This is a genomic window from uncultured Pseudacidovorax sp. (assembly GCF_913773995.1).
Taxonomy (GTDB): Bacteria; Pseudomonadota; Gammaproteobacteria; order Burkholderiales; family Burkholderiaceae_C; genus Xenophilus.
On the sequence record NZ_CAJYES010000058.1, the window covers coordinates 1 to 19,972 of the forward strand.

Annotated in this window: 19 protein-coding genes, 1 pseudogene and 1 riboswitch; of the genes and pseudogenes, 18 read left to right on the forward strand and 2 right to left on the reverse strand. The window is 69.6% G+C overall.

Annotation, left to right across the window (positions count from 1 at the left end):
* Nucleotides 1-1,970, reverse strand: a 1,970-nt coding sequence (locus QZ772_RS05175; RefSeq protein ID WP_295523735.1) for a DUF349 domain-containing protein, incomplete at its 3' end; no start/stop codon positions are given.
* 152 nt (nucleotides 1,971-2,122) lie between these two features.
* The gene (locus QZ772_RS05180) at nucleotides 2,123-5,854 is read right to left on the reverse strand and encodes a DUF748 domain-containing protein (RefSeq protein WP_295523737.1); all 3,732 of its coding nucleotides are present in this window, start codon (nucleotides 5,852-5,854) and stop codon (nucleotides 2,123-2,125) included.
* A 648-nt stretch (nucleotides 5,855-6,502) separates the two neighbouring features.
* Here QZ772_RS05180 and QZ772_RS05185 point away from each other — a divergent pair.
* From QZ772_RS05185 to QZ772_RS05270, 18 genes and pseudogenes are all read left to right on the forward strand, one after another.
* Nucleotides 6,503-7,396 carry a transglycosylase SLT domain-containing protein gene (locus QZ772_RS05185; RefSeq protein ID WP_295523739.1) on the forward strand — a complete coding sequence of 298 codons (894 nt, stop codon included), beginning with the start codon at nucleotides 6,503-6,505 and terminating at the stop codon, nucleotides 7,394-7,396.
* A 130-nt stretch (nucleotides 7,397-7,526) separates the two neighbouring features.
* Nucleotides 7,527-7,659, forward strand: a riboswitch (ZMP/ZTP riboswitch).
* A gap of 44 nt (nucleotides 7,660-7,703) precedes the next feature.
* Entirely contained in the window at nucleotides 7,704-8,948 is a 1,245-nt protein-coding gene (gene glyA / locus QZ772_RS05190) for a serine hydroxymethyltransferase (RefSeq protein WP_295523741.1), read from the forward strand.
* A 15-nt stretch (nucleotides 8,949-8,963) separates the two neighbouring features.
* On the forward strand, nucleotides 8,964-9,407 hold the full coding sequence (nrdR, locus tag QZ772_RS05195; RefSeq protein WP_295523743.1) for a transcriptional regulator NrdR: 444 nt from the start codon (nucleotides 8,964-8,966) through the stop codon (nucleotides 9,405-9,407).
* Nucleotides 9,408-9,665: 258 nt separating this feature from the next.
* The gene (locus QZ772_RS05200; RefSeq protein ID WP_295523745.1) at nucleotides 9,666-10,121 is read left to right on the forward strand and encodes a GspH/FimT family protein; all 456 of its coding nucleotides are present in this window, start codon (nucleotides 9,666-9,668) and stop codon (nucleotides 10,119-10,121) included.
* Between the two features lie 10 nt (nucleotides 10,122-10,131).
* A complete protein-coding gene (gene pilV, locus QZ772_RS05205; protein WP_295523747.1) occupies nucleotides 10,132-10,671 on the forward strand; it encodes a type IV pilus modification protein PilV in 540 nt (179 codons plus the stop codon).
* Nucleotides 10,671-11,603 (forward strand): PilW family protein, encoded by a 933-nt coding sequence (locus QZ772_RS05210; protein ID WP_295523749.1) that lies wholly within the window; start codon nucleotides 10,671-10,673, stop codon nucleotides 11,601-11,603. Before pilV ends, QZ772_RS05210 begins: the two co-directional genes overlap by 1 nt.
* A gap of 59 nt (nucleotides 11,604-11,662) precedes the next feature.
* On the forward strand, nucleotides 11,663-12,244 hold the full coding sequence (locus QZ772_RS05215) for a hypothetical protein (protein ID WP_295523751.1): 582 nt from the start codon (nucleotides 11,663-11,665) through the stop codon (nucleotides 12,242-12,244).
* Complete coding sequence (locus QZ772_RS05220; protein WP_295523753.1) at nucleotides 12,241-12,684, forward strand: type IV pilin protein; 444 nt, start codon at nucleotides 12,241-12,243, stop codon at nucleotides 12,682-12,684. Before QZ772_RS05215 ends, QZ772_RS05220 begins: the two co-directional genes overlap by 4 nt.
* The gene (gene ribD, locus QZ772_RS05225) at nucleotides 12,681-13,841 is read left to right on the forward strand and encodes a bifunctional diaminohydroxyphosphoribosylaminopyrimidine deaminase/5-amino-6-(5-phosphoribosylamino)uracil reductase RibD (protein WP_295523755.1); all 1,161 of its coding nucleotides are present in this window, start codon (nucleotides 12,681-12,683) and stop codon (nucleotides 13,839-13,841) included. The genes QZ772_RS05220 and ribD overlap by 4 nt, the downstream gene beginning before the upstream one ends.
* Nucleotides 13,842-13,887: 46 nt before the next feature.
* Entirely contained in the window at nucleotides 13,888-14,541 is a 654-nt protein-coding gene (locus QZ772_RS05230; RefSeq protein WP_295523757.1) for a riboflavin synthase, read from the forward strand.
* Nucleotides 14,538-15,683, forward strand: coding sequence for a bifunctional 3,4-dihydroxy-2-butanone-4-phosphate synthase/GTP cyclohydrolase II (gene ribBA / locus QZ772_RS05235; RefSeq protein ID WP_295523759.1), 1,146 nt, complete (start codon nucleotides 14,538-14,540; stop codon nucleotides 15,681-15,683). Before QZ772_RS05230 ends, ribBA begins: the two co-directional genes overlap by 4 nt.
* 46 nt (nucleotides 15,684-15,729) lie before the next feature.
* A complete protein-coding gene (gene ribH / locus QZ772_RS05240) occupies nucleotides 15,730-16,203 on the forward strand; it encodes a 6,7-dimethyl-8-ribityllumazine synthase (RefSeq protein ID WP_295523761.1) in 474 nt (157 codons plus the stop codon).
* Nucleotides 16,200-16,781 carry a transcription antitermination factor NusB gene (gene nusB, locus QZ772_RS05245; RefSeq protein ID WP_295523763.1) on the forward strand — a complete coding sequence of 194 codons (582 nt, stop codon included), beginning with the start codon at nucleotides 16,200-16,202 and terminating at the stop codon, nucleotides 16,779-16,781. Before ribH ends, nusB begins: the two co-directional genes overlap by 4 nt.
* A 14-nt stretch (nucleotides 16,782-16,795) precedes the next feature.
* Nucleotides 16,796-18,019 (forward strand): pyridoxal phosphate-dependent aminotransferase, encoded by a 1,224-nt coding sequence (locus QZ772_RS05250; protein ID WP_295523770.1) that lies wholly within the window; start codon nucleotides 16,796-16,798, stop codon nucleotides 18,017-18,019.
* Entirely contained in the window at nucleotides 18,016-18,462 is a 447-nt protein-coding gene (ybgC, locus tag QZ772_RS05255; RefSeq protein WP_295523765.1) for a tol-pal system-associated acyl-CoA thioesterase, read from the forward strand. The genes QZ772_RS05250 and ybgC overlap by 4 nt, the downstream gene beginning before the upstream one ends.
* On the forward strand, nucleotides 18,459-19,160 hold the full coding sequence (tolQ, locus tag QZ772_RS05260) for a protein TolQ (RefSeq protein WP_295523767.1): 702 nt from the start codon (nucleotides 18,459-18,461) through the stop codon (nucleotides 19,158-19,160). The genes ybgC and tolQ overlap by 4 nt, the downstream gene beginning before the upstream one ends.
* A gap of 19 nt (nucleotides 19,161-19,179) precedes the next feature.
* Entirely contained in the window at nucleotides 19,180-19,620 is a 441-nt protein-coding gene (locus QZ772_RS05265) for a biopolymer transporter ExbD (protein WP_017757839.1), read from the forward strand.
* Between the two features lie 25 nt (nucleotides 19,621-19,645).
* Nucleotides 19,646-19,972: pseudogene (locus tag QZ772_RS05270) on the forward strand (protein TolA); the annotation flags it as partial.

A 19,972-nucleotide genomic window follows, 5' to 3' on the forward strand; every position in this document is an offset into this window, starting at 1 on the left:
GGGGTGTCGGCTGCGGACTCGCCATCGGCGCTAACGGCATCGGTCGGTGCAGCACCGGACTCGGCAGAGGCCGCAGCGGCGCCGTCGGTGCCGGTCGCAGCTGCGGCGGCGGGGGCCGCGGCTTCGCGACGGCCACGCAAGGCATCTTCCAGCGCCGTCATGGCAGAACGGATCTTCTGAGCATCACCGGTTGCATTGGCCGCTTCGAGCGCCTTCGAGGCTTCGAGCACCGCACGGTCATGCTCGCCCATGGCCTCGGCCTGGCGCTCACGCTCGGCACTCTTGCGCTGGAAGGCGTCGTCGATGGGCTTGCGGAAGGCATCCCAGAGCTTCTGCTCCTGACGACGCTCCAGCGGCACGGCCTGCGCCTCGGCTTGCCAGCGCTGCTGCAGCGCCTTGACGGCGTCGATGCGCAACTGCGGCGCCGCGCCCAGCTCGGTGGCCTCGGCAATCATCTGCTGGCGGCGCTCGATGCTGGCCTTCTGGGAGGCCTCGAGCGGGCCGCGGGCCTCGGTCATGGCGGCGCTCCACAGCGGCTGCAGCTCCGCAAACACTTTCTCGCTCACATGGCCGCCGTCGCGCCAGCGGTCCGAGAACTGGTGCAGCGCGCGGTTGCGGGCCTTGAGGTCGGCATCGCCGGCATGCTCAGCCGTCCAGGCTCGAAGTTCCTCGACCAGCGCAAGACGCTGGGCGCGGTGCTCGGCCGCTTCGGCACGGACCTTCTCCAGCCAGGCCTCGACCACCTTGTGGGCCTTGTTGCAGGCCTCGTCGAAGCGACGCCACAGGCCATGGTTGGGCACGCCGCCCTGGTCGGCCTGCTTCCATTGCTCGCGCAGGGCGCGCAGTTGCTCCTGCATCTTGCGGCCGCCGAGCGCCTGGCCCTCGGGGCGATTGAGCAGGCCCTCGGCTTTCGCTACCAGCTCTTCGCGGACCTTGTCGGCGCCCCAGCGCTGCCAGCCTTCGAGTTCGCCTGCGGCGACGAGCGCCGCATGCACGCGTGCTTCCAGCGCATTGCCGACCAGCTTGCCGTGCTCCTTGAGCACGGCGCGCAGCGCATTCGCGGCGGCCTGGCTGCTCTTGCCCTGGCCCTGGGCCGTCGCTTCTTCCAGCTTAGCCAGCGAGGCTTCGACGGCCGCCTCGGCGGCAGCGCGCTGCGCCGGATCGACCTTGGGTGCGGGCGGTGCGGCCGGTGCCGGCGCGCTCTCGGGGGGCAGGCCACGGCCGGCTCGCAGTTCGTCGGCCCAGACAGGGACTGGGGGCAGCGGCGCCTGAGCATCTGCCGCAGCGGCGACAGCCTGGGACAGCGCGCTGTGGAAGGCCTCGGACACCACCTGCAGCTGCGACCGCGACGCGTCGAGCTGCGGCGCAAAGCGCGCATCCAGACTGCCCCAGTTCGGGTCCTGCACGATCTCGTCGGCCTGGGTCGTCCAGTGGGCGACGTCGCCGCGCAGGCCCTCTTCCGCGGCCTGGGCGTCCTGCCAGCCCTTGGTGGAGAGCACCTCGAAGCGCTGCGCCAGCAGCACGGCGGCTTCGCGATGAACCTGGGCGCGGTGCTGCAGGTCTTCCACGCCCTTCACGCGCTCGGCCAGGTTGGCCTTGAGGCCGGCGAGCGGTTCACGCGACAGCGGCGCGCCCGCCTTGGCGGCGTCGCGCTGCCAAGCCATGGCGTCGGCGATGTTCAGCCGGGGCTGGTCGAGCAGCGAGCGGGCCTTCTCGGCCCACTCGGCGGCGATCACCTCCTGGCCCTTGGCGCGCTTGATCTCGTCCAGGCGCTCGCGCAAGGCGCGGGCGGCGCCCTTGTCGCGACCGCTGAGTTCCTTGAAGACTTCCTGCATCAACTCGGCCGAGGGATTGCCTGCGAGCCAGTCGCGCACGCGCTGCGCCCGTTCGCCGGAGGTGGCGGCGGTGAAGACGCCCCCGGTGAGCTGGTCGAGGGTGGGAAGATCGTGTTTGGTCGTGGCTTGAGTCACTGCGCCAGAGTCGTGGTAAGAGGTCGGAGGGGGTGGACCGGCGCTGCGCCGGTCATTGAAGCAAAGGCGCCGGCATGGCCGGCGCGTGCTCCCATTGTCGCCCAGGAGCACATGCACCTGGAATACTGGACGATGTCGGCGAGAAATCCTTCTCAGGGCATGTCCAGGGTCAAGGCCGTGCCAGGCTTCCAATCGGCGTCGCCGCCATCGGTACGAACCGCGCCCAGAAAGATGCGGTCGCCAGGCAATTTGCGCTGGAGCAGGTAGTCGCGTACGGCCGCCGCCCGGGCGATGGCGAGTTCGCGGATGGACTGCTCGTCCACTGCGATGGTGGGCAGCAGCAGCTTTTCCATCTCGTCAACCGATTGCGACTTGGCCATGCCGATGAGATTGCGGGGCTTGGGAATGTCCGCCCGCTTGTAGACCGCCTCCAGCAGGGCCGGGTATTCGGTGTCGCTGACCGGCGTGACGTCGGCAGGGTCGGTGCCGGCACGCACCGCCGCCCGGCGCTTTTCGGCCAGGGCCATGCGGCGCAGTCGCTCGCGCTGCAGCGCGTCACGTTCGCGCTCCAGGCTGGCCTGGCCCACCAGCGTCAGCCGCAGGCCTTCGCGCTGGCCAAGCGCCTTTTCCACCTTGTCCAGGTTCTGGCGCGCTGCGTCGGACAGTACATCGCTGCCGAGAGCGAAGGGCACGACGCTCGACTCGCTGCTGCCACCGCCCAAGCCGCCCGTCAGCAGGCTGAACGGCGAGGTCACTGCCTTGGCGATCAGGTTGAGGATGCCCTTCCAGATCAGCGGCCCGATGCTGAACTGCGGGTCGTTGAGCGAACCCGACAGCGGCAGGTCGACATCGATGACGCCGTTGCGATCGGCCAGGAGCGCGACGGCCAGACGCACCGGCAGGCTGTTCGGCGCATTCTTGACCTCGTCGCCGAACGCCAGCTGATTGAGCACCAGTTTGTTGGTGGCGGTGAGGCGGCCGTCCGGCGCCACCTGGTAATGCACGTCCACGCTCATCTTGCCGCGCTCGATGCCGTGGCCGGCATAGCGTATGGAATAGGGGGACAGCGGCGCCAGCTCCAGGTCGCGCACCTTGGCCGCAATGTCCAGCTCCAGCGGCTTGGCCAGCGGATTGAGCTTGCCCAGGATCTCCAGCGAAGCGGTCTGCTGCGCCTTGCCGCGCAGTTCCAGATCGGCCAGGGCCGGCCGTCCGCCGTCGGTTGGCTCGGAGGAGAAGGCGCTGAGCCGGCCGGTCAGCTCCGTGAGGTCGGCCGAGTAATTGGGCTGCACGAAGAGATCCGAAAAGTCCACCCGTGCGTTCACCACGCTGATCGGCCCGAAACGGATGACCGGGGCGGGGCCCGGTGCAACGTCGGTCCGGGCGGCCGCCGGGGCCGGTGTCGGCGCAACGCCTGTTCCGTCGGCATTGGTGGTGGCGCTGGCGCCGCCCCCCCCGGACGCGGTCCGCGGCGCCGGCCGCTCGACCGCGGCTTGCTCGCTCTCCCGCTGGCCCTGGCGGGTGATGGCCTGCAGGTTCAGGCGCCCCGAAGGCTGCACGATGATGCGAGCGAAGGCGTCTGTGAGCGTCGTCTCGCGCACGTCGAGGCGCAGGGCGGCGCGGGGGCGTTGATCGAGTTCGAAGCCGCGCAAGGCCAGCGTCTTCCAGCGCAGCAGCCGCTCGCCACGCGCCGCTGACGTCGCAGTGTTGTTGGTGGAGGCCAGCGCCACGCTGTCCACCCGCAGATCCTCGACCGACAGGTCGCCACCGAGCTTCGCCTGCACGCCCGCTGGCTGGACGGCCACCGCCAGCGTGCCCCGGAAGCCGGCGAAGGCACGCCGCACGTCCACATTGAGCGACTGCCCGTAGTAGGGCTGGAAGGCATGCACCGGCAGCCCCGAAGCCTCCAGCCTGCCGGACAGCGCCACCGGCGCCATCGCCAGGTCGCCCTTGAAGTCGAAGCGTCCCGGCTCCGCCCGGGTGCCTGCCGCGATGCGCCCCGCCAACTCCACGGGTGACGCGGCGGCAGACGCAGGATCGAGGTCGCGAGCCCGCAGGCGCAGGCTGGTGAGCTTCACCTCCACCGGCGAACCGGCCTGGGCGCGATCGGCGAATTCCACGTCGCCGCCGTCGACGGACAGCGCGGCAATCCGGACCTTCCACGGCGGCGGCGACGCGCCCTCGACCTGCCGGGGCTGCGCCACGGGCACGGTCGACGCGTCGGGCGTGCGCAGCCAGCGCTGGTACATCCAGCGCTGCTCCTCATCCCGCTCCACCCGGACACGCGGTTCGGTGGCAGCCAGGCTGCCGACGGTCAGCGTGCGTGCCTTCAGGTCGGCCTGTGCATCGCGCAGCTCGAAGTGGCCGACAGCGGCCAGGGCCGTCTTGCCTTCGGTGAGCGAGAGTCGATCGAGCGTCGCGCGCTCGGCCGTGAGCAGCAGGGCCTGCGGCGACCATTGCAGCCCCAGCCGCCCGCCGAGGCGACCTTCGACGGCCGGGTTGAGCGTCGACGCCAGATACGGCGCTGCCAGAGACAGCGGGATGTCGCTGGCCTCCAATTGCGCCTTCACCGCGCTCGGACTGCCCTGCCCTTCGAAGCGCAGGCGACCTTGCGCCACGGTCATCTCGCCGGAGAACCTGGCTGGCTGCGCCATGGGCCATGCCGCGTCGTCCACCGTCACGCCGAAGCCTGTCACCTCGATGGCCGCCGCCGGCCGCACGGAGTCGTCGCGCCAGGCCACTCGGCCCTCGCGCAACGCCACGCGGTCGACACGCACCTGCAAGGCGCCCGGCGCGGCGGCCGCAGCGGTGCCTGCCGACGGCGCCCCCGTGCGTGCGGCCTGCGCCGTGGCGGGTGCCGGCGTCCGGCCATCGGTGAGCAGCAAGTTGATGCGACCCTGGGCGTCGCGGCGGGCCGCCAGCGTGGGCGCATCGACCTCCACTGAGGTTAGGTGCACCAGCCGCTCCAGCGGCCGCACATCCGCCAGCTCGACTTTCAGTCCGTCGAGCTTGAGCAGTTCCCCGCCCTGCGCGTCCACAGCCTTCACGTCATGGACCTGGACCGTGCCGGACAGCTTGAGCGAGGCATGGTCGGCGCGCTCGAAGTCGGCACGCAGATCCACGTCGACGACGCCCGACTGCAGCGCGACCGGCAGGCCGGGCGGTACATAAGCCAGGTAGGGCGCCAGGTCGAGGCCGGCAATGTGCAATTGCGCGGCCGTCTTGTGCGTGGCGGCGAAGGGCTGGGAAGACGCGGAGGAGTCGAAGCGGCTGCCGTTGAGCGTGAACGCCAGCCGGGGTTCGACGTCCACCTCGCGCTTCGATGTCAGGCTGCTGAGGAAAGGAACCTGCACCTCCAGGCCCTCGAGCAGGTGCTGGCGCTTGGTCGCCTGGTCGTCCAACGCGATGCGCCCGTCGTGAATCGCCAGGTTGTAGAGCACGAAGCGGGCGGGCTCCCCGGCGGGCTTGCTCTCTTCGGGACGACTCAGGCGGCGCAGGATGTCGTCGATGTCCAGCGCGCCGTCCGAACGCCGCGTCAGGCGCAGCGCGGGCTCTTCGATACGCAGCGCATCGACCACCGGCGCGAGGCGCAGAAGCGACTGAAGTTCGGCATCGGCATATACACGCTTCGCCGTGAACAGCGGCGGCGCGGCGTCCACGCCCGAGATCGCCAGGTCCGTCAGCGACAGCTCCAGCGTCCAGGGCCGGAACTGCACGGCCCCCACGGTGACGCTGCGGCCCAGCGCTGCCGATGCCTGCTTCTGGATCTGCCGTTTCAAGAGCGGCGGCACGACTGCCCAAAGCAGCAGCCACAGGAGCAGCAGGCCGGCGAAGGCCATGCCCAGTCGCCTCAACCATGGGCCGTACGTCATTCCGGAGAAATTCATGGGGCGCAGTGTGCCGCAACGTGTAGCGCTCCCGCCCTGTCGCGAGTGGCGTCGCGCCAGCCGCCGTGGCGCCCGCTTGGCCGGCATCGGCGATCCGCACAAGAAAAAAGCCCGGTGGCTGCTTGAACAGACCACCGGGCTCGACGGAGGGCCCCAGGCCGCATCCATCTTTTGGCGCGGGAAGAAGAAGGTTCCCGACGCACTGGCAGCAAGGGATTGCCGCCGAGGAGGCCGGACCACCCTGAGGGACTGCGTCCTTCAGGAGAAGCGCCGACAGAACGTCTGCGATGCAGACGGCTGCAGATTAGGCCTGCCATCCGGACGTGGCAAATGAACTCGCACGATGGACCCAGACCCGCCCATAGGCAGACTTTTAAGCATCAAATTAGCATAAAACTTTGATTTGATATTCTTGACCGTGTATTTGACGGTTCCTAGAATGCGCGCTGCCCGGGCTCCCGCAGTCCTACCACCCGGGCTCTCTTCCGGACTTCCCAGGTCCGGCCTCTCTGGCGAAGTCAGGACGCCCGTGCACCTTGTATCCCTGCACGGACCTGATCTACGCCGCATCACGCGATCGATCGAGGCAGTCGGCACTCCGGTGCACGACCTCTGGCCTTGGAGTTCGCAGAGAAAGGAAAGTAGCGAATGAATCAGGTCTTGCGGGCTGGCATGCAGGGGTTGCGAACCTTTGCCAGCGACGTAGCCGATGGTTTCTTCGAGATCGTCCACAACGGCTTCGCGCTGATCGGGCTCGCGCTCGTGTTCGTCGTCGTCGCGTTGGCCGCCCGGCCCGACCTGAAGCAGGCAGGCGAGGATCGGCTGGCCGCGTGGGTGGAATCTCGCAAGCCCGCACCGGTCCCCACGGATCCGGCACCCAACGCCGTGGAACGCGCCACTGCCGCGCGCCCCGAAGAATTGCCCCGCCCTCAGGCGGCCGTGGCCTACTGGCTCAGCCGCAAGTACAAGGTGGCCGCCGAGCCGCTCAGCGTGCTGGTTGCCGAGGCCTACGACATAGGCCGGCAGACCAAGCTCGATCCCACGCTGATCCTGGCCATCATGGCCGTCGAATCGAGCTTCAACCCGTTCGCCCAGAGTCCTGTCGGCGCACAGGGCCTGATGCAGGTGATGACCCGCGTCCATGGCGACAAGTACGAGCCGGCCGGTGGCACGCTCGCGGCCTTCGACCCCATCACCAACCTGCGCGTCGGCGTCAAAGTGCTGCAGGAATGCATCGCCCGCGCCGGCTCGCTGGAAGGCGGCTTGCGCTACTACGTCGGCGCCGCAAACCTGGGTGATGACGGCGGCTACACCGTCAAGGTGATGGCCGAGCATGACCGCCTGCGTCAGGTGGCCAATGGCCGCAACGTGCCGATCTTCACGCCTCAGGCGCCAGCGGCCGGCACCCCGCCTGCCTCGGCGATGCCCACCCAGCCGCCGCAGCGCACCCAGCCGATTCCGGTCGTGGCGCCAGCGGCGGAGCCCAAGCCGTCGACGCAGCCGCCTGCCACGGTCGCCTTGCTGGAGCACCCAGCGCTCTGACGGCCAAATTCGCCACCCCCACGCTTGCGAGGGCGCTCCGCGAGGAGACGCCCTCTTTTGTTTCCGTCGCCTCATCGAATAACCCTCCGCAGGTCGGATCCGAAGGGCAGGCAAAAGCCTCGGATACACTCCGCCGGTGCGCGACTGGCGATAGGCGCGGCCCCTCCCCGCGAGGCGAGCCGGCGCTGACGTGGATGACCACTGGGAAGCGCACCGCCCGCGGCTGGAACCGGGGCGATCAGCCGTTCGCCTGGGCAGCCCTTGCCGGATCCGACGCCGCAAGGTCCCTCTTCTTCGAAGGACTGCCATGTACCAACGCAATATCCTGGTCCAAGAGACCGATCCCGAGCTGTACGCCGCCATCGTCGCCGAGACGCAGCGCCAGGAAGACCACATCGAGCTGATCGCCAGTGAGAACTACGCCTCGCCGGCCGTGATGGCCGCCCAGGGCTCGCAGCTCACCAACAAGTACGCCGAAGGCTACCCGGGCAAGCGCTACTACGGCGGCTGCGAATATGTCGACGTGGCCGAGCAACTGGCCATCGACCGCATCAAGCAACTCTTCGGCGCCGACGCCGCCAACGTGCAGCCGCACTGCGGCGCCTCCGCCAACGAGGCCGTGTTCCTGGCCTTCCTCAAGCCCGGCGACACCATCATGGGCATGAGCCTGGCCGAAGGCGGCCACCTCACCCACGGCATGCCGCTGAACATGTCGGGCAAGTGGTTCAACGTCGTCTCTTACGGCCTGAACGACGGGGAAGAGATCGACTACGACGCGATGGAGCGCAAGGCCCACGAGTCGAAGCCGAAGCTGATCGTGGCCGGTGCCTCGGCCTACAGCCTGCGCATAGACTTCGAGCGCTTCGCCAAGGTGGCCAAGGACGTCGGCGCCATCTTCATGGTCGACATGGCCCACTATGCCGGCCTGATCGCCGCGGGCGTGTACCCCAACCCGGTGCCCCATGCGGACGTGGTGACCTCCACCACCCACAAGAGCCTGCGCGGCCCGCGTGGCGGCTTCATCCTGATGAAGGCCGAGCACGAGAAGGCGATCAACAGCGCCATCTTCCCCGGCCTGCAGGGCGGCCCCCTGATGCACGTCATCGCCGCCAAGGCCGTGGCATTCAAGGAAGCGCTGACGCCCGAGTTCAAGGCCTACCAGCAGCAGGTGGTGAAGAACGCCCAGATCGTGGCCGAGACGCTGACCTCGCGCGGCCTGCGCATCGTCAGCGGCCGCACCGAGAGCCACGTCATGCTGGTCGATCTGCGCGCCAAGGGCATCACGGGCAAGGAAGCCGAGGCCGTGCTGGGCAGCGCCCACATGACCATCAACAAGAACGCGATCCCCAACGACCCCGAGAAGCCCTTCGTGACCAGCGGCGTGCGCGTCGGCACCCCCGCGATGACCACCCGCGGCTTCAAGGACGAAGAGGCTCGCGCCACGGCCCACCTGATCGCCGACGTGCTGGACAACCCGCGCGACGCGGCCAATATCGAGGCCGTGCGCGCCAAGGTGGCGGCCCTCACCAGCCGCTTCCCGGTCTATCGCTGAAGCAGGCACGGCCGCATGAAATGCCCCTTCTGCGGCCACGCCGAGACGCAGGTCGTCGAGACCCGCATCTCGGAAGACGGTGACTTCGTGCGCCGCCGCCGCCAATGCGGCGGCTGCGAGAAGCGCTTCACCACCTACGAGCGGCCGGACGTCAACTTTCCGGCGGTCGTCAAGAAGGACGGCAGCCGTGCCGACTACGACCCGGCCAAGGTGCGCGCGTCGATGATGCTCGCCTTGCGCAAGCGACCGGTGGGCGTGCAGCAGATCGACGAGGCCATCATGCGCATCGAGCAGAAGCTGCTGTCGGGCGGGCTGCGTGAAATCGAGTCCAGCAAGCTCGGCGAACTGGTCATGCTGGAGCTGCAGCGGCTGGACAAGGTCGCCTACGTGCGCTTCGCCTCGGTCTATCGCAGCTTCGAGGACGTCGAGGAGTTCCGCCGGCTGTTGCGGGACATCTGACCGGCACCGGCCTCGTGGCCGGCCGGATGCCGGCCAATGGGTTTGGCGGCGGCTCACCTTTCTTTCCCGACTCTCCCCGTTCGTCCGCTGATCGGTCCAAGCGGTGCTTCCGTCGTGTAGCGGGCCTGACCCATCAATGCGTCCCTAACATCCCGCGCTCAAGGGAAAACAAGGGGGCGCAACATGCGAAGGAGAAGCGCGCGGTCGGCGCGAACACGCGGCTTTTCGCTGGTCGAAGGGCTGATCTGCCTCGCCGTCATGATGACGGCGACCACCGTCGCCATGCCTAATGTCGCGCGCTGGCTGCGCGACTGGCAGAGCAGCCGCGCCGGCCAGGCCCTGCGCGAGAGCCTCGACCTCGCCCGCATCCACGCCCTTCGCTCCTCGGCCCGTGCCACGGTCTGCGTCAGCACCGACGGCAGCGGCTGCGTGACCTCATCCGACTGGAGCGTTGGCTGGATCGTCTTCGGCGACCGCAACGGTGACGGCATGCGCAGTGCCGACGAGCCCATCGTGCACGTACAGCCTCGCCTGCCGGGGCTGCTGCGCATCGCTGCGGCCAGCGGCGGCATCCAGCGGCTCGTGTTCCTGCCCAATGGGCTGCTGAATAGCACACCGACCAGCCTCTCGATCACCTCGTCCCATCCGGAAGTGCCTGTGCGCAAGCTCGTGCTCAACCGCATCGGCCGAGCCCGGGTGACGACCGGATCGTAGGGGGACAGGCATGGCGCCCCGCGGATGCGCCCCCGGCTTTTCGCTGCTCGAAGTGCTCGTTGCACTGCTGCTGCTGGCCGGCACCGCCCTGGGCGGTGCGCGGCTTGCCGCACGCACCTACCAGCAACTGCAGGCCACGCAGCACCGCGCCTCCGCCCTGCTCATCGCGCAGGACCATGCCGAACACGCCCGCATGAATCCTCGGGGCGTGCGCGAGGGTCGCTATGCGCTCGCCCTGGATCAAGCGCCGCAGGCCGCTGCCGCCCCCGCGGCGGATCTGGCCGACACCGCAGAGGCGGCGCGACGAATCGCCGCGCTGGACCAGCGCAACCTCCTTGCGGCTGCGGCCGGCCAGCTGCCGCAAGGTCGCGCGCAGGTGAAGGTCACCCAGGACAGCGGCGTCCAGGTGCTGCAGATCTGGCTCGCCTGGTGGAATGCCAGCGCGACGGCCGAAGACGGACTCGCGCCCGCCAATCAGATGGATTGCCCGGCCGAACTGGGCGAGCCTGCTGCCGAGCAGGCCTGCCTGTTCCAGCGCTTCGCCCTGTGATGCGCCAGAAGCACCCTCGACGCGCCCCGCAGCGCCAGGAGGGAGCCAGCCTGGTCGAGCTGCTGCTGGGCGCCGCCCTCGGCCTGACCCTGGTGCTGCTGGCGGTCCAGGTCTACGTGAGCACGGGCCAGCCCGTCCGGCGCATCGCCGCACAGGTGCAGTTGTATAGCGACGGCGCGATGACCCTGCAACTGCTCGCTCAGCAATTGCGGCTCACCGGATTGTCGGAACTCGACGACCAGGGCAACCCGCATTTCCAGGGCCTCGCCGTACGCGGCTGCGCTGGCGCCTTTGCCGACACCAGCGCCGCCTTCGACGCACTGGCCTGCAAGGCACCCACGGCAGACGCCCGGCCGCATGCCTTCGCGATCCGGCATCAGGCGGATGCCCATGTCACCGTGCCAGTGGGCGCCGACCAGCCGTCCAACTGCGTACTGGAAGGCATCGCGGCGTGGGCGACCTCCAGCGCAGACAGCGCCGTGCGCTACCCGCTGGCCGATCAGCGCTATTTCATCGAGCCGGACGAGGACGGCGTGCCGACGCTGTACTGCCGCGGCATGCGCGATGCGGGCGTGATGGGCAGCAAGCAGGCCATCGCCAGCCAGGTCGAGGACATGCGCGTGTCGTATGCGGTGACAAAGCTTCCGGACGCCAGCGAACCGCAGCCGGTGCAGGTCACGGCCTATGTGCGCGCCGACGACCCGGCCCTGGGCGCCGCCTCTGAACGGTGGCGACGCGTGATCGGCATGAGCCTGTGCATCGTCGTGCGCAGCGCCTCGCCCGTCATCGGCGCACAGCAGCCGCCCGAGCCTTACGTCGACTGCGATGGCCAGCCACAGCAGGCCAAGGATGGACGGCTGCGCCGCAGCTTTCGCATGACCGCCTTTTTCCATGCCTTGCGGCCGGCGCTGGATGCGGGCACCTCCTCATGAAACCCGCCACTCATCATGCCCGCCTCCCAAGGCGCCTGGCCGAGCGAGGACAGGCCCTCGTGATCCTGCTGATGCTGTTGCCGGCGCTGGCGGCGGCGACCGCCCTTGCGGTGCGGGGTGCCATCACCTCGGCCCGGCAGTTGCAGGCCCAACAGACCGGCGCGCAGGCCCAGGAGGCCGCCAGCCTCGCACTGCGGCAATGCGAAGCGCTGGCCATGGCGGGGACCGCCGCCGATGCGGCCGATCCTCGGATGGTCGCCGTGACCGCAACCCAGGCCGAGCAGGGCTGGAACCGGCTGACTTCCTGGCGCCCTGGCGCCTCCGGCCTGCACGTCACCACGTTCGCCGGCTTCGGAGGCCGCAGTCCGGGCACCGGCCAGTGTGGATTCCAGCGGCTCGCGGATGGTGCGCAGGGCCTGCGCTTCATCGTCACGGCACGCGGCCTCTCGGCCGATGCGCAGGTCTCGACGCAGACCGGCGCCCTGCTCGACGGTGCCGAGGCCTGGCAGCAGGCATTGCTGCGCAAGGCCGCGGACCCTTGCCAAAACCCAGGCGCGTCGTCCGCCGCGACGTGCACAACCCCCGGCTGGACACGCCGCTGGCGCGTGCTGGTCAACCCTCCCGCTGCCAGCCCCGGATGAAACGTTCTGCCCCATACCTGCCGCACGCCGGCTTCTCGCTGATCGAACTGCTGGCGGCCCTGGCCATTGCCACGCTTCTGGCGGCCATCGCGCTGCCGGCCTACCAGGAGCATGTACGCCGCACCCATCGGACGGCGGCCCAGCTGGCGCTCATGGAGGCGGAGCATCACCTGCATCGCTACCACGCCGCCCGTCTGAGCTTTGCGGGCGCGTCACTGCCGGATGTGCTGACCCGCGTGCCCGCCACCGGTCCCGCCGTCTATCGCCTCACACTGGCGGTCGACGCCAGCCAACCCCAGCGATTCACCCTCACCGCCACACCCACGGGCGCGATGCAGGAGGACCGCTGCGGCACCCTTTCGGTCGACCAGACCGGCCGCCGCACGATCAGCAACAATGCCGCGGACACCTTGCCGAGCGACTGCTTCAAAGCCTCATGAGCGACCTCCCCGTCCTGCCGCCCCTGCCCGACCACGACCTCACCTGGATGGCCCGGGCGCTGGACCTGGCCTCGGACGCGGTTGGCCTGTCCGATCCCAACCCCCGCGTCGGCTGTGTGATCGTGGCCCAGGACGGCACGGTGGTTGGCCAGGGCCACACCCAGCAGGCCGGCGGGCCGCACGCCGAAGTGATGGCGCTGCGCGACGCCCAGGCCAGCGGTCGTGCGGTAAAGGGCGCCACCGCCTATGTGACGCTGGAACCCTGCAGCCACCATGGCCGCACTCCGCCCTGCTGCGATGCACTGGTGGCGGCCGGCGTGGGCCGCGTCGTGGCGGCTCTGCAGGACCCGAACCCCCAGGTGGCCGGACGCGGCATGGCACGTCTGCGCGCCGCGGGCATCGATGCCTGCCTGCTCGATGCCGCCAGCGAGCCCGCGCGGGGCGCCCGCGCCCTCAACATCGGCTTCTTCAGCCGCATGGTGCGCGGCAAGCCCTGGGTGCGCCTGAAGACCGCCGCCTCGCTGGACGGAAAGACGGCGCTGCCCGACGGCACCAGCCAGTGGATCACCGGTGAGGCCGCCCGCGCCGATGGCCATCGCTGGCGCGCCCGCGCCGCCGCCCTGCTGACGGGGGCCGGCACCGTGCTGGACGACGATCCCCGGCTGGACGTGCGCGGCGTGCCCATCGCCCGCCAGCCCACGCTGGTGGTCGTGGACAGCCGCCTGCAGACCCCGCCGGATGCCCGGCTGTTCGCGGCCGAGCGCGCCGTCTGGTTCTATGCCGCGTCGCCAGAAGCCAGCCGGGCCGAGGCACTGCAGGCACGCGGCGCGCACCTGACGCGGATGGCCGACCCCCAGGGCAAGGTCGACCTCGCGGCCATGCTGGCCGATTTGGCCCGGCGCGAGATCAACGAGCTGCATGTGGAGGCCGGTCACAAGCTCGCGGGTTCGCTGCTGAGGGCCGGCCTGGTGGATGAACTGCTCGTCTATCTCGCCCCCAAGCTGATCGGCGAGGGCCTGGACATGTTCCACCGGCCCACGCGCACCAGCCCGCTGGCCGCCCTGGCGGACGCGCCGGCACTGGTGTTCCACGACGTGCAGCGCGTCGGCGACGACCTGCGCATCCTCGCCCGCCCGGCCGGCCGCGACGCGTTTTGACCCGGCGCGCGGTTCGCGCCTCGCCAGTCTGCGAAAATGGCAGGCTATGTTCACCGGCATCATCACCGGCATGGGGCGCATCGCCGCCGCCCATGACCTCGGAAGCTCCTCTCTTCACGGCAAGCGGCTGGACATCGAGGCGCCCGCCGGCTACCTGGACGACGTCGGCCTCGGCGACAGCATCGCCCTCAACGGCGCCTGCATGACTGTCACCTCGCTCGACGCCGCCGCCTCGCACTTCACCATCGACATCTCCGCCGAATCGCTGACCAAGACCGCGGGACTCGGCGAGGCCGGCAACACCGTCAACCTGGAGAAGGCGGTGCGCCCGCAGGACCGCCTGGGCGGCCACATCGTCTCGGGTCACGTGGACGGCATCGGCCGCGTGAGCCGCTTCGAATCGCAGGGCGAGAGCTGGAACCTGCGCATCCTGGCGCCCGCCGCGCTCGGCCGCTTCATGGCCTACAAGGGCTCGGTCACCGTCAATGGCGTGAGTCTCACGGTCAACACCGTCGAGGACCATGCCGAGGGCTGCGAGATCGGCATCAACCTCATCCCCCACACCGTCGACCACACCACGCTGGGCCTGCTCAAGGCCGGCAGCCAGGTCAACCTGGAGATCGACACCGTGGCCCGTTATGTGGAGCGCATGCTGCAGGCCGGCACCGCAGTCTCCGGCACCTCCTCCAAAGCACCATGAGCGCGTCCATCAGTTCCCTGCCCACGGCGGCCATCACGCCCGCCCCCATCTCGCCGGTCGAGGAGATCGTCGAGGAGATCCGCGCCGGCCGCATGGTCATCCTCGTGGACGAGGAGGACCGCGAGAACGAGGGCGACATCGTCATCGCAGCCGACCACATCACGGCCGAGAGCATCAACTTCATGGCCCGCCATGCGCGCGGCCTGATCTGCCTGACGCTGTCGCGCGTGATGTGCGAGCGCCTGACCCTGCCGCCCATGGTCGCGCGCAACGGCGCCAAGCATTCCACCGCCTTCACCGTCTCGATCGAGGCGGCCGAGGGCGTGACGACCGGCATCTCTGCCGCCGACCGCGCACGCACCGTGCAGGCGGCTGTGGCGCCCGATGCCCGGGCCAGCGACCTGGTGCAGCCGGGCCACATCTTTCCGCTGCAGGCCGTGGACGGCGGCGTGCTGATGCGCGCCGGCCATACCGAGGCCGGCTCGGATCTCGCCCGCATGGCCGGCTGCTCGCCCGCGTCCGTCATCTGCGAGGTGATGAACGACGACGGCACCATGGCCCGTCTGCCCGACCTGCAGCGCTTCGCCGCCGAGCATGGCCTGAAGATCGGCACCATCGCCGCGCTGATCGAATACCGCAGCCGCCACGAATCGCTGGTGCAGCGCGTGGGCAGCCGCGAGGTGCAGACGGCGCACGGCCCCTTCCAGCTGCATGCCTTCCGCGACCAGCCCAGCGGCGGCTTCCACCTGGCCCTGGTGCGCGGCGAATGGCAGGCGGACGAGGCCGTGCCGGTGCGCGTGCACGAGCCGCTGTCGGTGCTCGATCTGATCGAACTCCATCGTCCCATGCACACCTGGAGCCTCGACGCGGCGCTGGCCCACATCGCCGGCGCCGGCAAGGGTGTGGCGGTGCTGCTGAACTGCGGCGAAAGCGCCACCGACCTGCTGGCCCAGTTCGAAGGCACGGCGCGGCCCGCCCAGGCGCCCGAACGCGGCCGGATGGACCTGCGCAGCTACGGCGTGGGCGTGCAGATCCTGCGTGAATGCGGCATCCAGAAGATGCTGCTGATGGGCAAGCCCCGCCGCATGCCCAGCCTGGTGGCGGGCTACGGCGTCGAGATCGCCGGCTACGTGACCAAATGACCCCGGGGCGGCACCGGCCGCTCCAACCCCAGAAAAAAGAATCCTCATGCTCAACGCCAACAAGGGAGCGGCCGGCCCGCTCGACGGACGCGGCCTTCGCATCGGCATCGTCCAGGCCCGCTTCAACGAAGACATCACCAATGCGCTGGCCGAGGCCTGCCTGGCCGAGCTGGCCCGGCTGAACGTGCAGCCGACCGACATCGAGCATGTGCTCGTGCCCGGCGCGCTGGAAGTGCCGCTGGCGCTGCAGGCCATGGCGCAGCGCGGCGGTTTCGATGCGCTGGTGGCGCTGGGCTGCATCATCCGCGGCGAGACCTACCACTTCGAGCTGGTGGCCAATGAATCCGGCGCCGGCGTCACGCGCGTGGGGCTGGACCACCGCCTGCCCATCGCCAACGCGATCCTCACCACCGAGGACCTGCCGCAGGCCACCGCCCGCCAGACCGACAAGGGCCGCGATGCGGCCACTGTGGCGGTGGAGATGGCCCGGCTGGTGCAGCGCATCGGAGGCCAGGCATGAACAGCACCCAACCGCCCGAGGACGCCCCGCTGATCGGCACCGAACTGCCGGCCGAAGGCGAGGTCCGTCCGCTCGCCGCCGCCGGTGGCGCCAAGCCTGGCACCAAGTCCAATGGCGTGCGCAAGGCTTCAGCCAAGTCGGCCCGCACGCGGGCCCGCGAGTTTGCCGTGCAGGCCCTCTACCAGCACATCGTGGGCCGCAACGATGCCGCGGCCATCGACGCCTTCACCCGCGACCTGTCGGGCTTCCACAAGGCGGATTCGGTGCATTACGACGCCCTGCTGCACGGCTGCGTCAACGAGGCGGCCGAGCTGGACGCGCTGATCGTGCCGCTGCTCGACCGCAAGCTCGAGGAGATCTCGCCCATCGAGCATGCCGTGATGTGGATTGGCGCCTACGAATTCCGCCACTGCCTCGACGTGCCATGGCGCGTGGTCATCAACGAATGCATCGAGCTCGCCAAGGAGTTCGGCGGCACCGACGGCCACAAGTACGTCAATGGCGTGCTGGGTGGCCTGGCGCCACAGCTGCGCGCGCCCGAGGTCGAGGCCGACCGCGCGGCGGGCAAGGCACGATGAGCGTGTCCCCGCCTCTGCGCATCGCCCGCCGGGCCGAGCGCATCGAGCCCTTCTTCGTGATGGAAGTCGCCAAGGCGGCAAGTGCCCTCGCCCGCGAGGCCGCCGTCGGCAGCCAGCCGATGCTCTACCTGAACATCGGCGAGCCCGACTTCACCGCGCCGCCCCTGGTGCAGGAAGCTGCCGCCCGCGCCGTCTCCTCCGGCCGCACGCAGTACACGCCCGCCGTGGGCATCGATGCGCTGCGCGAACGCATCAGTGGCTGGTATGCCCAGCGCTTCGGCCTGGACGTGCCGGCGCGCCGCATCGTGGTCACGGCTGGCGCCTCCGCGGCGCTGCAGCTCGCCTGCCTGGCGCTGATCGAGTCCGGCGACGAGATCCTCATGCCGGACCCGAGCTATCCCTGCAACCGGCATTTCGTCAGTGCCGCCGAAGGCCGCGCCGTGCTGCTGCCGACCACGGCAGAGGGTCGTTTCCAGCTCACGGCCGAGCAAGTCAAAGCCGCCTGGAACGCGCGCACGCGCGGCGTGCTGCTGGCCTCGCCCTCCAACCCGACGGGCACCTCGATTCCGATGGACGAACTGCGCCGCATCCACGAGGTGGTGAAGTCGCACGGCGGCATCACGCTGGTGGACGAGATCTACCTGGGCCTGAGCTACGGCGCCGCCCTGGGCGATGCCGCCGAAGCCGATGCCCGCTTCGGCCACAGCGCGCTCGCCATCGACGACAACGTCATCAGCATCAACAGCTTCAGCAAGTACTTCAGCATGACCGGCTGGCGACTGGGCTGGCTGGTGGTGCCCGAGGCGCTGGTGCCGGTGTTTGAGCGCCTGGCGCAGAACCTCTTCATCTGCGCCAGCGCCATCGCGCAGCAGGCGGCGCTGGCCTGTTTCGAGCCCGAGAGCATCGCCGAGTACGAACGCCGCCGCGCCGAGTTCAAGGCCCGCCGCGACTGGTTCACCCCGCAGCTCGAATCGCTGGGCCTGCCGGTGCCGGTGGTGCCCGACGGCGCCTTCTACGCCTGGGCCGACTGCACCGAGTTCGCGCGTCAGCTGGGCATCACTGGCCCGGATGCGAGCTGGAACCTCACCTTCGAGCTCATGAAGCGCGCGCACGTCACCGTGGCGCCGGGCCGCGACTTCGGCACCGACCAGACCGGGCGCTTCATCCGCTTCTCCACCGCCAACGCCCTGCCCCAGCTACAAGAGGCGGTCGCCCGCCTGCGTGCTCTCGTCCGATGAACCGCTTCACTTACGACATCCGGGTCTACTGGGAAGACACCGACGCCGGCGGCATCGTCTTCTACGCCAACTACCTCAAGTTCATGGAGCGCGCCCGCACCGAATGGCTGCGCGACATGGGCGTGCAGCAGCAGCTGCTGCGCGACGACACCGGCGGCATGTTCGTCGTCACCGAGACGCAGGTGCGCTACCACCGGCCGGCGCGACTGGACGACCTGCTGTGCGTGTCGGCCGAACTCAAGCACATGGGCCAGGCTTCCATCACGCTCTCACAGCAAGTGGTGCTGGCCGCCGACCCCGCCTACAAGCTGGCCGAAGGCACCATCCGCATCGGCTGGGTCGAGGCCGCCACGCTGCGACCCGTGCGCATGCCCAGCGCATTGCTGGGAACCCTCGAACGCCATCGCGCTCCATCCACCGAAGAACCACACCGAAGAACATGAACCAGGATCTGTCGATCGTTTCCCTCATCCTGCAGGCGAGCTTCGTCGTGCAGATCGTGATGGCGCTGCTGGCCTGCGTCTCGGTGGCCAGCTGGGCCGCCATCATCCGCAAGTTCTTCGCCCTGCGCCGCATGCGTGCGCTCAACGACGAGTTCGAGCGCGAGTTCTGGTCGGGCTCCAGCCTGAACGAGCTCTACGCCGCCGCAGCGCAGAACGCCAAGCTGGCCGGCTCCATGGAGCGCATCTTTGCCTCCGGCATGCGCGAGTACCAGAAGCTGCGCGAACGCCGGATCGGCGACGCCAACACGCTGCTGGACGGCACCCGCCGCGCCATGCGCGCCAGCTTCCAGCGCGAGATGGACGCTGCCGAGTCCAACCTGTCCTTCCTGGCCACGGTGGGCTCCGTCAGCCCGTACGTGGGCCTGTTCGGTACGGTGTGGGGGATCATGCATGCCTTCACCGGCCTGTCGAGCATGACGCAGGTCACGCTGTCGACGGTGGCGCCCGGCATTGCCGAAGCGCTGGTGGCCACCGCCATCGGCCTGTTCGCCGCCATCCCGGCGGTCGTCGGCTACAACCGCTTCGCCCGCGACATCGACAAGGTGGCGATCGCGCTGGAGACCTTCACCGAAGAGTTCTCCAACATCCTGCAGCGCAACCTGTCCACCGCGCCCACCGCCACCGCGGCCGGGCACTGAACCGCCAGGAGAGCCGAGCATGCCCGCCGTCGCCTCTCGCGGCCGAGGACGCCGCACGATCAACGAGATCAACATGGTCCCGTTCATCGACGTGATGCTGGTGCTGCTGATCATCTTCATGGTCACGGCGCCGCTGATCACACCGAGCGTGATCAACCTGCCCACGGTCGACAAGGCCAACCGCCAGCCCGACAAGCCCCTGGAGGTCACGATCAAGAACGATGATGTGATCGAGTTCAAGAAGGACCCGAGCTCCGGCTCGTCCGGCCTGCAGGTGCCCATGAACCAGATCGGCCAGGCGGTGAAGGCCGCGCAGAACGGGGATGACCAGCGCCCGGTGGTCATCAGCGCCGACAAGTCGGTGAAATACGAGACCGTGGTGAAGGCGATGAACCAGCTCAAGCGCGCCGGCATCGAGCGCGTGGGCCTGTCGGTGCAGGCCACCGGCAGCGGCCGCTGATCGGCCGCGCGAGGATCCCGCCCCGATGTCCCTGGCCTCCGAACGTCCCGAGTTCCATCCACCACCGCAGCGCGGTACCGTACGTGCCGTGGTGCTGGCGCTGATCGCCCATGCGCTGCTGATCGCCGCCCTCACCTGGGGCGTGCGCTGGAAGCGCGAAGGCGACGACGAGCCGGTGGAGGCCGAGATCTGGTCGGCCACGGTGCAGCAGGCACGGCAGAACGTGACCCCCACGCCACCGCCGCCCCCGGCTCCGGCTCCCATCCCCGCGCCACCGCCGCCTCCTCCTCCTCCCCCGCCACCGCCGGCCCCGGCGGTGGCACCCACCCCGCCGCCGCCGAAGGCGCCCGAC

Bases quoted from the DNA above. Each gene is read 5' to 3' on its own strand.
- QZ772_RS05180 (WP_295523737.1), bottom strand. From the start codon at position 5,854: ATGAATTTCTCCGGAATGACGTACGGCCCATGGTTGAGGCGACTGGGC.
- QZ772_RS05185 (WP_295523739.1), top strand. From the start codon at position 6,503: ATGAATCAGGTCTTGCGGGCTGGCATGCAGGGGTTGCGAACCTTTGCC.
- glyA (WP_295523741.1), top strand. From the start codon at position 7,704: ATGTACCAACGCAATATCCTGGTCCAAGAGACCGATCCCGAGCTGTAC.
- nrdR (WP_295523743.1), top strand. From the start codon at position 8,964: ATGAAATGCCCCTTCTGCGGCCACGCCGAGACGCAGGTCGTCGAGACC.
- QZ772_RS05200 (WP_295523745.1), top strand. From the start codon at position 9,666: ATGATGACGGCGACCACCGTCGCCATGCCTAATGTCGCGCGCTGGCTG.
- pilV (WP_295523747.1), top strand. From the start codon at position 10,132: ATGGCGCCCCGCGGATGCGCCCCCGGCTTTTCGCTGCTCGAAGTGCTC.
- QZ772_RS05210 (WP_295523749.1), top strand. From the start codon at position 10,671: ATGCGCCAGAAGCACCCTCGACGCGCCCCGCAGCGCCAGGAGGGAGCC.
- QZ772_RS05220 (WP_295523753.1), top strand. From the start codon at position 12,241: ATGAAACGTTCTGCCCCATACCTGCCGCACGCCGGCTTCTCGCTGATC.
- ribD (WP_295523755.1), top strand. From the start codon at position 12,681: ATGAGCGACCTCCCCGTCCTGCCGCCCCTGCCCGACCACGACCTCACC.
- QZ772_RS05230 (WP_295523757.1), top strand. From the start codon at position 13,888: ATGTTCACCGGCATCATCACCGGCATGGGGCGCATCGCCGCCGCCCAT.
- ribBA (WP_295523759.1), top strand. From the start codon at position 14,538: ATGAGCGCGTCCATCAGTTCCCTGCCCACGGCGGCCATCACGCCCGCC.
- ribH (WP_295523761.1), top strand. From the start codon at position 15,730: ATGCTCAACGCCAACAAGGGAGCGGCCGGCCCGCTCGACGGACGCGGC.
- nusB (WP_295523763.1), top strand. From the start codon at position 16,200: ATGAACAGCACCCAACCGCCCGAGGACGCCCCGCTGATCGGCACCGAA.
- ybgC (WP_295523765.1), top strand. From the start codon at position 18,016: ATGAACCGCTTCACTTACGACATCCGGGTCTACTGGGAAGACACCGAC.
- tolQ (WP_295523767.1), top strand. From the start codon at position 18,459: ATGAACCAGGATCTGTCGATCGTTTCCCTCATCCTGCAGGCGAGCTTC.
- QZ772_RS05265 (WP_017757839.1), top strand. From the start codon at position 19,180: ATGCCCGCCGTCGCCTCTCGCGGCCGAGGACGCCGCACGATCAACGAG.